9 protein-coding genes are annotated in these 13,947 nt (G+C 26.2%); 2 read left to right on the top strand and 7 right to left on the bottom strand.

The genetic code is table 4. The features are described 5' to 3' along the window. Positions 1 to 43 precede the first annotated feature (43 nt). From ACQH24_RS06605 to ACQH24_RS06620, 4 genes are all read right to left on the bottom strand, one after another. Positions 44 to 1,354 (bottom strand): hypothetical protein, encoded by a 1,311-nt coding sequence (locus ACQH24_RS06605; protein ID WP_425379794.1) that lies wholly within the window; start codon positions 1,352 to 1,354, stop codon positions 44 to 46. 447 nt (positions 1,355 to 1,801) lie between these two features. Continuing rightward, on the bottom strand, positions 1,802 to 2,404 hold the full coding sequence (locus ACQH24_RS06610) for an ABC transporter ATP-binding protein (protein WP_425380706.1): 603 nt from the start codon (positions 2,402 to 2,404) through the stop codon (positions 1,802 to 1,804). 106 nt (positions 2,405 to 2,510) lie between these two features. Continuing rightward, positions 2,511 to 3,470 carry a transposase gene (locus ACQH24_RS06615; RefSeq protein ID WP_425379371.1) on the bottom strand — a complete coding sequence of 320 codons (960 nt, stop codon included), beginning with the start codon at positions 3,468 to 3,470 and terminating at the stop codon, positions 2,511 to 2,513. A gap of 134 nt (positions 3,471 to 3,604) precedes the next feature. Further along, positions 3,605 to 4,858 carry a hypothetical protein gene (locus ACQH24_RS06620; RefSeq protein ID WP_425379795.1) on the bottom strand — a complete coding sequence of 418 codons (1,254 nt, stop codon included), beginning with the start codon at positions 4,856 to 4,858 and terminating at the stop codon, positions 3,605 to 3,607. A gap of 248 nt (positions 4,859 to 5,106) precedes the next feature. Between ACQH24_RS06620 and ACQH24_RS06625 the strand changes: the two genes are divergently transcribed. After that, positions 5,107 to 5,646: a cob(I)yrinic acid a,c-diamide adenosyltransferase gene (locus tag ACQH24_RS06625; RefSeq protein WP_425379796.1), complete on the top strand. Its 540-nt coding sequence runs from the start codon at positions 5,107 to 5,109 to the stop codon at positions 5,644 to 5,646. A 75-nt stretch (positions 5,647 to 5,721) separates the two neighbouring features. On the opposite strand, the gene pepF is transcribed toward ACQH24_RS06625, so the two are convergent. Further along, positions 5,722 to 7,524, bottom strand: a complete 1,803-nt coding sequence (gene pepF, locus ACQH24_RS06630) for an oligoendopeptidase F (protein WP_425379797.1) — start codon at positions 7,522 to 7,524, stop codon at positions 5,722 to 5,724. 129 nt (positions 7,525 to 7,653) lie between these two features. On the opposite strand from pepF, the gene ACQH24_RS06635 reads away from it, so the two are divergent. Further along, positions 7,654 to 9,003, top strand: coding sequence for a M17 family metallopeptidase (locus ACQH24_RS06635; RefSeq protein ID WP_425379798.1), 1,350 nt, complete (start codon positions 7,654 to 7,656; stop codon positions 9,001 to 9,003). 63 nt (positions 9,004 to 9,066) lie between these two features. Here ACQH24_RS06635 and mgtA read toward each other — a convergent pair whose 3' ends face one another. Continuing rightward, entirely contained in the window at positions 9,067 to 11,799 is a 2,733-nt protein-coding gene (gene mgtA / locus ACQH24_RS06640; RefSeq protein WP_425379799.1) for a magnesium-translocating P-type ATPase, read from the bottom strand. Between the two features lie 391 nt (positions 11,800 to 12,190). After that, complete coding sequence (locus ACQH24_RS06645) at positions 12,191 to 13,831, bottom strand: lipoprotein (RefSeq protein WP_425379800.1); 1,641 nt, start codon at positions 13,829 to 13,831, stop codon at positions 12,191 to 12,193. Positions 13,832 to 13,947: the final 116 nt, after the last annotated feature.

Genomic DNA, 13,947 nt, shown 5'->3' on the forward strand with positions numbered 1-13,947 from the left:
GTGATATTTTCATTTTATCTAATTTAAGAATTAACATAATATATTAACTACGGTCCATAAATTTATAACGATTAAATAAATAACATAATAATCAAGTTGCAAAAGCATCAGCTATAAACAAAGTTGTTAAAGTTCCAATTAAACTTCTTTTATTATTAGGCGCCATTGTTTTGAAGTTATATTCATAATAATATTCATTTGCTTTGTGGACATAAAAATACCTTTGATCTGGATAAGCCTGTAATCCAAACATTCAGATAGTATAAGGATCAATAAGCTGTTTAAAAGTAAGATGTAGATGATTAACAAAAAATGAATTTTGAAAGAATTTAACCACATTATTATTTTTTGGAATATCAATATTTGTTCATGAAATATTTAATCCCAATCTTTTTTTAATTATTGTTTCTAAAATTGCTAAATTTTGTTCAAAATTAATATCATTAATTATTTCAATTATGTTTTTAAAGAAAGTTGGATAATTAATAATTAAATAATTAAAATAATATTCAAAAAAGGAAATATTTTGATTTTCAATTAAATTAAATATTTCAAGAAATCTTATATCAATATTTGTACCTTTTTGTAAAAAATTAGTTAACTTTGAAAATTCATTTGTGTCTTTAAAAATATTAATTAATTCCTCTAATAAAACTTTCAGATATGTTTTTGAATTATGTTTATTTTTATTTTCAATGTACCCGTTCCTAAACAATGGTAATAAATATCGGTCAGGCGGATTGACATTAAATTTTAGTGCTAAATAATAGCATTTTTGAGAATCATATTCATAACACATAAAATTATAAATTTTATTCTCCTGACTATATTCTAATTTATTTTTCACATTTTTGGTCAACTTATCAATTATATTTTTATCATTAATTAAAAGAGAGCCAACTGCAAAACTACTTAATTGATAAAATGCCTTAATATTTTTATTTAGATTATTTTCTTCTAAACTTTCTAATAAATTTATATAATATTTATTTTTTGAAACTAAAAAATTATTAATATTTAGATAACTTAAATCCAACATTAAATTACTTGTGGAATTATTTGAATATCTAAAACCAGTAGGCTGTTCTTTGTTTAAAAATACTGGATTTGAATTAGACGTATTTGGAATTAATGGTATAATTCAATATAGTGATGTTAAAAGTAAACTAAAAAAAGTTATAAAAATTAAAGCAAAAAGTTTTGATGTAACAAAACAAAAAAGAAAAATAATTGGAATTATTAAAATTAAATATAATAAAATTACTAAATAAAACTTTAAATAAACAAAATTATTAAAATCTGGCATATTATCTTTTAGAATTAAAATAGTAATTACCATACTTGGAACTAACAATAATATAGTAAAAAATAAAATACTAAAGCAAATAAAAAAAAGATAATTTAAAAATTATTAGATTTCTTCGATATTTAAAATTTAAAACATAAGAATAAAGAATACCATTATGTAGTTCTTCCTTAAAATTAACAATAATTAAATACGTCACAAAAATTGGGGCAAAAATAAAATACATTATTCGAAAAAAACCATAATAATAGTTACTGCTCCACTTGCAATGAATTGCTGAAAATTTAAAAAAAAGAATGTAAAAAAACAGTAAGTTATGGCCATACCAAAAATTAATCATAGCCACATTATTTTGGATTTCAAATTTTTTTTAAATAAAAATAATCATAATCTCACTATAAAAACAACTCCTTTTCCACATTTTCTTTCTGGACTTTCTCAATTTGGCTATAATATAGGTCTTCAAGTTTTTCCTTTTCATAATTAAAATTCTTATTATATAAAATACGACCTTTTATTAATAATAATATACTCAATTAAAGATTCTAGTTCCGACAGAATATGTGACGCAATAATAATTGTCATTTTAGGATTTCTTTGATGCAATTTAAATATTAATTCGTAAACCTGTTTCCTACTATCGGGATCTAAATTAGCTGTTGGTTCATCTAAAATTAATAAATCAGGATCATTAATTAAACTTAAAGCTAATAAGAATTTCTTTTTCATTCCACTTGAAAATTTAGTAAAACTCTTATGAGCATGCTCCGTTAAATCAAAATAATCTAACACTTTTGGGATTAATTCCTTTGCTCTTTGATAATTAATCTTAGCGATAAAAGCTTGATAGAATAAGATATCTTTTATATTTGTATGAGGATTAAAAGTAGTATTAGCTGGAGCAAATCCAATCTTTTTTACATTAATAAAAAAGTCATCATATTTTAAGGACTGACCTTTTTTAATCAGCCCTAAAATAATCTTAATTAATGTGGTTTTCCCAGCACCATTTGGTCCAACTAGCCCAATAATTTGTCCATCATCAATATTTAAATTAATACCACTAAGAATTTTCTTATGTTTATATCTAAAGGATAATTCTTTGCTTTAATTTTGTCGAAAACTCTTGATGAAATAAAAAAATCATCAATATGACAATTTGAAAAATAATTTTGTTTAAGATCATGATTTTGCTTTAAATTTTTTAAACATTAAAATATAATACCGTTGATTGTTGTTTTGGTGTTAAACCTTTATGTTGGTATTTTCATTTTCATAGATTTAAATAATTTTGAATATTAGTGAAACCCAAACCATGATAATGAATTAAGGCTTCTTTAAGACTGGATTGTAATTTACTAATCTTATTTAACTTTCGATAACTAGTATCAGGGTTTGTACTAGTTTTGGTAGAATATAGAGTAGAATTTGTTTGTTTTGCTACTAATAAATATAATGGTTGCATGTCAGAAATAATTATTGATTTTTCTTTAATTAATTGCTTATTCATATTTTCAATAATTCATTGTTTTTGTAATCGTTTGGTATTGGTGGATTGAACAAAAATATTATTATTGCTATCAACTACCATTTGAATACAGCATTTGGTATTAGTTGAAAATGGATCAAGATGAGTTTTTCGTTTATCAAATTTATCTTTAAAATTACCTTTATGGATTTCTTTAATAAAAGTTTCATCAATTTGGATTTGACCATTTAATTTTTTAAATTTTAATTGAGTATTTTCTAATTGTTTTGATTGCATTAATTTTTGACGATTATATCAAGCAGTTTTTGGTGTTGTTTTAATAAAACGGGAAATTATTTTACTAGATTGTCCTAATAATGAAATTTGAATTAATAAATTTCACTGTTCATAATTTAAATGACTTCAATAAGTAAAATGATGACGAAAAGCATCAAAACTAGCACGACATTTTTTACATAAATATTTTTGTTTTCCTTCGGGATTATGACCATTTTTAACACAATGATAAGATTTACAATCAGGACATATAATGCCTTTATCTCTAAATTTTTGATCAATTTCATTTAAACGTTTTTGTTTTTTGATTACTTCTGCTTCTTTTTTTATTTTTTCAGCAAATTCTAAAAATTGATCATCTGTAAAACTGTTTTTTAATTCTGTAATTATTTTTTCCATCAATTATTTACCTCTATATATTAAAAATATACCTAAAATTAGATATATTCTATAAATATCAAGAGTTTTCGACAAAATTAAAGATTCTTTGCATTCAATTTTTGCCACTCTTTAAAATTCCTTTCTTTCAAATTTTAGTTTTCTAATAATCTTATTTCACTTTCTAATTTATTAATATCATCAAATGTTTTGCCTAATTTATTTTGCAAATTTTTTAATGTCTGTTTACTATATTTTTTATTCAAATGAAACTGTGTTTCAAAATTTTTAATTACTAAATATTGAATTTCTCAAATTCCAATGTCAGTTACATTTGAAATATTAAAACCCCCAACTGCCTGTTCTGAAACATGTCCAACCTTAAAATTAATAACTGCATTTTTGTGCACTCACCAACCATCACTATTTTGTTCTTTTTTTTCTAATTTAAGTTCAATTGAACTATTACTAAAATTGTCACTAAGGTCGTCGTAAAAAATTGGCAAATTATTATAATGTATTTCATGCTTTCCATCTTTTGTATCTACTCATCATGCCCAAAGACATTGACCAATATGAACCTTATAAGAAAAACTAATCTTCTCCAATTTTGGCTGATAATATCTTAGCCAATTATAGTTAGTTTCTCTCTTTCTATGAAATGTATGCCAATCATATACTTTCGGTTCCGTTATTCCAATTTGAGCAATTGCAATTTCTTCTTTTAAATCCTTAACATTATTTTGTAAAATTTTAATTTGCTCCAATTTAATTTTAATAATATTATATTTATCATCACTAGCAATATTGATTAAATTATTTATCATATTAGTTAATTGAATAATAACTGCATCTTTAAATTGGATAACTTCAAATAAGAAACTAATAATACTATCTTTATTATCAAGATTAAAATTACTAATACGATCAATTAAAGCATTACAATTTGAAATTAAATGTGATATTTCTGCTGGATTTTTTTTACGAATTTTTTCCAATATTAAAATCATATTCTTCAAATTATTTTTAACTTTATCACGAATATCACTACTATATTTATGCAATGAATTAATCAAAATTGTTTTATCATCCGTTGCTATTAACTCTTTTTTTAATTCATATAATTGTGTGATAGAGCTAATATTTTTATAATCCCCTGCCTCTAAAACTTCATCAATTTTACTAATTAGTTCTGTTTTAACCGGAGAAGTATTAATGTTATAATTTTGTAATGTCATAAATATATTAATATATGTTTGAAATAAACTTAAATCATCATTTGTTAATGCTATTTGTTCCTTTGCTATAATTATATTATTTAAAGTTCTATTTTGTTGTATGTGATAATTAAACGGAAGCACATTTATTGACGCTGCCATAATAATGGCTGTTAACAACATCTTTTTCATAATATTTGTCCTTTCTGTTACTTATTAATAATTAATAAATAATTTTCATAGTAAATTCTTGAACATTAATATTTTTGTAAAATTATTTTTTCATTGTTGATTCTAAGTGACTTTTAAATACTTTAAATGATAATTTAATTTTATCATAAGATAAATAAAAAACAATGTTATTATTTTTGTGTTTTTTTATATTTAACATTTAAATGAAAGAACTTTTTAGTACAATATTTATACATAAGGAGGTAATTATGCAAAAAAAAGGTTACTGCCATATTTACTATGGCCACGGAAAAGGAAAAACATCGATTTTAAATGGCATGACAATTAGGGCTTTAGGTTATCAATGAAAGATTAAATATTTACGATTTTTAAAGAATCGAATTTCTGGTGAAATCTTATTTTTTCAAAAATTAGCTGATCCTAATTTGGAAGTAATTAACTATTATTCATCAAGCACAAAGTTTTTTTGAGAAATGAATGATGACGAAAAAGCAATCCTATCTAAAGAAATGCGTGTTGGTTTTGAAGACCTTAAAAAATTAAGTAATGATCCAACGGTTGATTTAATCATTGTCGATGAGCTATTAGGATGCATTTATAATGGCTTAATTACTGAAACAGAATTAATTGAAGTCATTAAAAATAAATCCCCCAATATTGAAATGGCCTTTTCAGGTCATCACATTACCGACAGCCTAATTAATGCCGTCGATTTAGTAAGCCATATCCAAACAACAAAACATTATTTTTATCAAAAAGTTCCTGCTCGAAAAGGAATTGAATTTTAAAATAATTATCTGATAGATTATTAATACTATTATTATAATATCTTAATATTTCTTTTTTTTATTAATCTTAAACAATTATTTCTTGCTTAATAATTGTTCTAAATCATCAATCATTGATGTTAATTTTGTAATCAAAGCTGTATAAACATTTGAATCAGTATAATCAATCCCAATATCTTTTAAAATCAGTAATGGTTCTTTTTGACCACCTTGTCTTAAGAATTTTAATAATTGTTCTGAATGACCATTAATAACATCATTATAAAGTTTAAAAGAAGCCACTATACATGTCGCATATTTATAAACATAATATGGAGAATTAAAGAAATGTAAAATTCGTGGCCATCCATATGTTTTTTTTGTTGGATCATACTTATCAAAAACAGTATAACCAAATTCATTTGCTTTCTGTTCAAAAAGATCAGCTAATTTGTCTGCATCTAATGGTTCATTATTTTCAACCATTTTATGTGCTGTCCATTCAAAATCCGCAAAATGAATTTGACGGAAAAAAGTTGCCATAATTTCATCAATACGATTTTGTAATAAATAAATCTTTTCTTCCCTACTCGTTGCATTTTTATACAAATAATCAAATAATAAATGTTCATTAACCGTTGAGGCAACTTCTGCTAAAATAATTGGATAATTATTTAACGGATATTTATTATTTAAATCTGCTAATAAAGTATGAACTGAATGTCCTGCTTCATGTGCTAACGTATTAACTGAGCCAATTGTATCATCTCAGTTCATTAAAATAATTGGATCAACACCTGAACCTCCTGATGAATAAGCCCCACTACGCTTATTAGTATCTTCAAAGTAATCAATTCGATGATCACTTCATGCTACTTCTAACTGAGTTAAATAATCCGATCCTAATAGTTGCAATGATTCGAGAATCATTATTTTTGCTTCCTCAACTGTATATTTTTTATCTAATGACGGAACATTAGTTACTAATTTTAAACTACGATCTGTTGCATAAAATTTTTTAAATTTAAAATGTTTCTTTAATAATTCATTGTAGCGAACAAACAAATGGCTATTTTTTTGACCATATTTAATTAAACTTACATAAATTTCTTCTGAAACATCATCACTACTTAATGCCGCTTGCAAGGTATTTTGATAACCCCGCAATTTAACTGCTTCAACACTATGTTGAATAATTCCTTCATAAACACGAGCAAAAGAATGTTTTTTGTTCGTTAAATGCTCAGTAAATAATTGGGCAATCTGAATCCGAAACTCTTGGTCAGTCAACGGATCAGATTTTTCCATAATCTCACTATAAACAGCACTTGTTAACTCTATATTTTTGCCATGATAATCAATAAAAACAGGTTTTTTATCTGCATATGCTAATAAATCATATAAATCATAAGCAACCCCTCGCGAACGCGTAACTAATGCTAATACTTCTTCATCCCGTTCTGACAAAATATATTTTGCATTCTTAAAAAATTTTCGATAACTATATTCATATGAACTAAGAGCTGCATCATTTTTAATTCACATCATAACAGTTTCTTCCCCAATTGCTTTTAACTCTGGAGCAATAAAAGCCAATTGACTTGAAATTTGATTTAAAGTATTTGAATATATTCCAGTTAATTCTTGGTATGATAAATCAGTTGTATCAATATCTCCCATATGTAAATATTGGCCCATTTTACTAGCAGTTAAATCAATTTCCTCATCTAATAAAACATATTTTTTAAAAACTGTTGGATCATTTAACTTACCTTTAAAAGTAATAATTTCTTCTAATTTTTTTACAATTATTGCTAAATCAGTTTTTCATGCTTTACTATCTTGATACAAATGTTTAAAATTTCATTTGTATTGTGCTGGTGCATCATTTCTCCTCATTATTTTTCCTTCTCTCTATAAAAGTTATATCTGATATTATAACGGAAAACAAAATATTTTTGTCGTTATCCTAGATAATGTTATAATATTATGTATATAATAATCTATATAGAAAGAGAGAATTTTACAATGGTATTATTAAATGATAAAAAACAAGATTTAACATTAAAAGCTGTCTTTAAAGGAGACGACATTAACACCCTAGTTATTCAGGAAAATGGAATCACAACTTTAATCTCAGACGAAAAAACAATTTACGTTTATTTCGAAAAAGCATTAACTTTTAAAACTGCTGAAGATTTTATTAAAAAATTTATTGGAGCAATAAAATATAATTTAAATATTGCTGTTGATACTTTTAAAAAAGGTGCAGAAGCAAATAGTCATATCTTTAAAGCATTAACAGAAGGTACATTATATGCTTTAAATAATAGTTATAACTTAAAAACAACAAAAAAAGAACAGAAAGATTATACAATTAATTTAATGCATGATTGTGACAAAGCAACAACTGTTTTTGCCGAAAGTAAAATTAAAATAGAATTTGTTAATTTTGCCCGTATGTTACAAGATACACCACCAAATTTAATGTATCCCGAGATTTTTGCTGAAAAAATTTCAATTGCCGCAAAGGGAATAGCAAATTTAAAAGTTACGATTTTAGATAAAAAAGAAATTGAAAAAGAAAAAATGGGGTTGCTATTATCTGTTAATGCCGGTAGTTACTTAGAACCACGTGTTGTTGTCCTAGAATATACTGGTGATAACAATAAAGAAAAAATTGGTTTAATTGGAAAAGGAATTACTTTTGATAGTGGTGGTTATAATCTAAAACCCTCAAATGCTCTAACTGGAATGAAATTTGACATGTCCGGAGCAGCTATTGTTTGTTCAACTGTTTTAGCTTTAGCAAAAGCCCAAGTTAAAACAAACATTGTCGCTGTTGCTTGCTTAACTGAAAACAGAATTGGAGGAAAAGCAACTTTAACTGAATCAGTTATTACTTCAATGAACGGAAAAACAGTTCAAATTGATAATACTGACGCAGAAGGAAGATTAGTTTTAGCTGACGGTATTACTTATGCGATTCGTAAATTAAATGTTAATAAACTAATTGAAGCATCAACTTTAACAGGAGCAATTCTAGTTGCATTAGGAAAATGATTAACTGGAGTATTTGCTAATAATGATGATTGATATAATCAATTTGCCAAAGCAGCAGCAAGTGCTCACGAAGGAATTTGAAGAATGCCAATCTTAGAAGAACACACTGCTGTAATGCGGAAAACACCAATTGCTGATCTAACTAATGCGGAAAGTTCACGTTTTGCTGGAAGTTCTACTGCTGCCGCTTTCCTATGTGAATTTGTGGAAGATAAACCATATATTCATTTAGACATTGCTGGAACAGCTGATACTAGCGATGCGCGTGGAACTGGTGTGATGGTCAAAACTCTATTTGAAATGTTTAAAGGTTAACATCTTGCACTTGCAAGGTGTTTTTTTTATTCAAAAGAAAAAATAAATCTACTACTTGTAAATCTATAATCACCGCTTAAATATTTTAATATATAATACTTTTACGCCCTGACTCATAAAACAATAGCCACCCACTAAGAAGGCGAATCAAGCAAAGTAAATTGCTGGTAATGGGACAAAACTTAATTGTGGGGCCAGCGCTGTATATGGTAAACCAACCCCTATCGCAATCACCGCAATTCCCGCCACCAATAATTGTCATGATGACATTGATTGGAAAAATGGAATTTTTCTTGTACGATATAGCTGCACAATTAAGGTTTGTGTTACTAACCCTTCAACAAATCATCCTGTTCTAAATAAAGCCATTTGTTCAGCGGAAACATGGCCTGGATTACTTAACACGCCAAAGTAGTAGCCCATAATAATAAAAGTTAAAATATCAAAAATAGAGGAAACTGGACCATTTATAAAAACAAATGGTAAGATATCTTTTGTTGTTCATGTTTGCGGTTTTGCTAGAAAATCAGCGTCAACTTTATCAAAGGCAACTGCTAATTGCGACATATCATATAATAAATTTTGAAATAAAATTTGAATTGGCAACATTGGCTGAAATGGTAATCAAGCTGATGCTACTAAAATACTTAAGACATTCCCAAAATTGGAAGCAATGGTAATTTTAATATATTTTAAAATATTACCAAAAGTTTGCCGTCCTTGTACAATTCCTTTTTCTAATACTAGTAATGATTTTTCTAATAAAATAATATCTGAAGCTTCTTTGGCAATATCAGTTGCATTATCCACTGAGATGGCAACATCACTTTGCCGTAATACCGGAGCATCATTAATACCATCGCCCATAAAACCAACAACATGTTTATTTTGTTTCAATGCGGTAATGATTTTTGCTTTCTGCAAAGGATTTAATTTAACAAAAACATTATTCTGTTCAACAACATCACGAAGTTCAAATTCACTTAGTTTTTCAATATAATCCCCAGTAACAACTCCTTTAATTTTTAACTGAACACGATTACAAATTGCTCGTGTTACTTCTTCATTATCCCCAGTTAAAATTTTTAATTGAACCCCATTTTTCCGTAATAATTGAATCATTTTTGCTGCGGATGGTTTTGGCTTATCTAAAAACGAAGCAAAACCATAAAAAATTAAATCTTTTTCATCAGCTGGTGAATAATAAGCATCGGCATCATGCCCATGACTATATGCTAAACCAACAACACGTAAACCCTGACTATTCATTCGTTCTGTTGTTGCACTAATCATCCGTAAATGTTCTTTTGTTAAATCTTGAATTTTACCATTATATTCAATCTTTGTGCAATTTTTAATAATTTCTTCAATTGCCCCTTTGCAAATTAAAGTATGATGTTCATCTTTCCCCTTGACAACAACTGTTAATTTACGACGATTAAAATCAAACGGAATTTCATCAATCTTATAATGATTATTTTTAAAATTTGATAAATGGTGTTCATCAATATAATGAATAATTGCCTTATCTAATGGATTTTTTAATCCCGTTTGAAAATAACTATTCAAATATAAATAAGTTAATAACCGATCATCTTTTTTATTATCTAATAATTGATAATCAACTAATTCGATTTTATCATTTGTTAAAGTCCCTGTCTTATCCGTGCAAAGCACGTCAATTGCTCCTAAATTTTGAATAGCTTCTAATTTTTTTACAACAACTTTAGCCTTACTCATCCGGCTGGCTCCACGTGCTAAATTAGAAGTCACAATCATTGGTAGCATCTCAGGTGTTAATCCAACAGCAACTGAAATTGCGAATAACAAGGCTGATAATCATTCATTTTTAGTAGCCCCATTAATAACAAAAACAATTGGAACCATTACAAACATAAAAGATAACAATAATCATGTTGTTCTTTTAATTCCACGGTTAAAACTATTTTCTGGTGGTTTAACTTGTAGCGTTTTTGAAATTGTCGCATAATATGTCTCTTCTCCAACCCCAACAACAATTGCAATTGCACTTCCTGAAATAACACTAGTTCCTGTATAACAAATATTTTCCAATTCCAATAAGCTCGGTTTATGTGGATTATAACTAGCATGTTTTTCAATTGGCATTGACTCCCCAGTTAAACTTGATTGATTAATAAAAAGATCATTACTTCACAAAATTCGAACATCCGCTGGAACCATATCACCACTTGATAAATAAATTAAATCACCTTGAACCAATTCATGAATTTCTAATTCTTTTGCTTCTCGAATTAAATTAGTATTATTATTAATTGAAACCTCTGAAACCTTTTCATCATTTTCTAACCGAATTACGGTAATGGTATTACTAACTAAATCGGTTAATTTTTTTGTAACTAAAAAACTACGAATATCTTGAATATACGCAATTACAGTGCTGATAATAATCATAATAGCAATAATAATAACCCCAATTATTTCAAAACTATCCCCACCTAAAGCAAAATAACTCACTAAATTATAAGTTGCGATTGCTGTTAAAACAATATTAAAAGGATTTAATAATACTTTTAAAAAGTGCTTAAGCCAGTGAAATTTTGTTTTCTGTTGCGAATTATCTCCATACTTTTTTCCCATTTCTTTTGCTTCATCATAATTTAAGCCAAAATTTGTTAACTCAAAATGCTCTAAAATTTCAGTTTGAGAAAATTGGGAAATTTGTTTAATCTCATCTGTTTTTAAGAAACCTATTTCTTTTTTCCGCCCTTTAAATTCTTTATTATCTCCCTTAAATTTAGTGATTATTTTTGCCATGACAAAACTCCTTCCTCTGCTAAAAATTAAATACAACCTATTATAAATTTAGGACTTTTAGCACAATTTAGATCAACTTTTTAAAGTAATAAAATTCCTAAATTAATAATATTTTTCTTTTTCATAATCTTTATACATTTGAATAGTTTTTACTTCGTTTTCTCCTTATACTATTTATATATTAATTATAACGAAAATAACATAAAAACATACAAAATGTTATATTACAAACAGAAAAAATGATATTAATGTTAACATTAATATCATTTTTATTTAATAATAAAACATACCTATTATATTAGGTCAAAATTGCTAACTTTGTACCGATGCCATTAAATATAACTTTTGCTTTGATATTTTTAATATTCCTAACAACTATTAACTACTATTCTTATTTTTTAAGAATCCCAATTAATGTTTTATATCCACTATAAACTGAATAAATAAATGAGTTTTCTTTATCAGCACCAAAACGATAATCAAATGTTCAATAAACATTTTTTCCCGTTGTCTCACCCGGTGTATAAGAACCATTCGGATAAAGCATATTATCATCTCCATCAATATAATATAACTGTGAATTTATTGTTAGTGCCTTGTAGGATTCATCTAAATAAAATAAATTAAAATCGGGTAATCCAACAGCATCAGTTGAATTTTTAAAATCGTCCATTAAAATAGTCCACATTTGTTGTAACTTACCATTTATTTTTAAGTATTTTTTCATTTTATCAAAAATTTCCGTTGAAACATAAAAATATGAACGTTTACCTGGTAAATATGTTTTAATTTGATAATGTTTATTAAATGCTGAAATAATATTACCAAAATTTATTAGTTTCTGATCTAATCCCTGGTCAGAAATTTCCACATTAACCTCTAAATTTTGATTATTATTTGTTACAACCCCCGATAATGGAAAACCTGCTACTTGAATTTTTAATAAATTAACATTAAAAGATCCTAATTTTAAAATTCCTTTACTTGATTGGAAAATTGGCATTATTGATCGATAAAATTTTAAAAAGTTTTTTCCCGTCAATTGATCAGGATTAAATCCTTCACCACTTCAATGAGCAGTTGTATGATTGGCAATAAGCTCAAAAACAGCATTTGAACCAGCCACATTACCGGCATCAGCATCTGTAATTGGTGCTGAAACCAAATTTAAAATTTTTTCTGAATCAACAAAAGTGATATTATCTTTAAAGGGTTTTAAATCACTGTCAGTTTGAATAACGGTATTAATTTTTGACATAACAATATCATCTAATTCTTTATAGTTATTACTATAAATAATATTAAAATTATTATATAGGTCTTTAAAATCTTGGTCAGTATCAATTTTAATACTTTTAATTTGATTAAAATAATTAACAATTGGTTTTGCAATTTTTGTTATAATTCCTGATAATAAAGTATTAACAATTTCAGAATTATTTGTTAAAATATATGAAATTGTCACAGGAACTCTTGTTTCTAGTTCTTTGAATTGCACTTTAAAATTAAAACTAAAATCCAACCGAACAGCATTAACATTTTTAATATCTACCCCTGTTAATTTTGCCAACTGTCCTAAATTAATATAATTTAAATTATATCCAATTGAACTATCAACAATTGTTAATGGTTTAGTTGTTACATAATAATTTGAATAATCATCTATGATCCCACGATTAACATTATCAAATTCAGCATCAAAACCTGTTCTAATTAATTGTAAAATTTTAACTGCATCAGGATTATCAACAGCAACAGGAACACTTGGCTTATCTTCTGTTACCATTTGATATATCTTTTCAAAACTAATATCATACTTAGTTTCATCAACCAATGTATTACTTGAAGCATATTGTTGTAATTCATTTGAAGCTCGTTTTGAAATTGCATTTAAAGTTTTTTGATCCTTAGCGGTTTGCGTCTGATCATCTGGATCATCATTATTGTCCGCCTTATTACTACAACTAATAACAGAAGTAGTTCCTGTTCCTACCAATGTGATAGTTCCTAAAATACCTAATAATTTTTTCATATTTATTTACTCCTAACAAAACTATATTATTTACTTATAATTCTACAAAAAAAATCAAAAAAAATAAAGTAGTTGCTTTAGAAAATCAAAGAAACTACGTGTTGATATGAAACCTT

It is taken from the genome of Spiroplasma endosymbiont of Stenodema calcarata (assembly GCF_964031205.1).
Classification (GTDB): Bacteria; Bacillota_I; Bacilli_A; order Mycoplasmatales; family Mycoplasmataceae; genus Spiroplasma.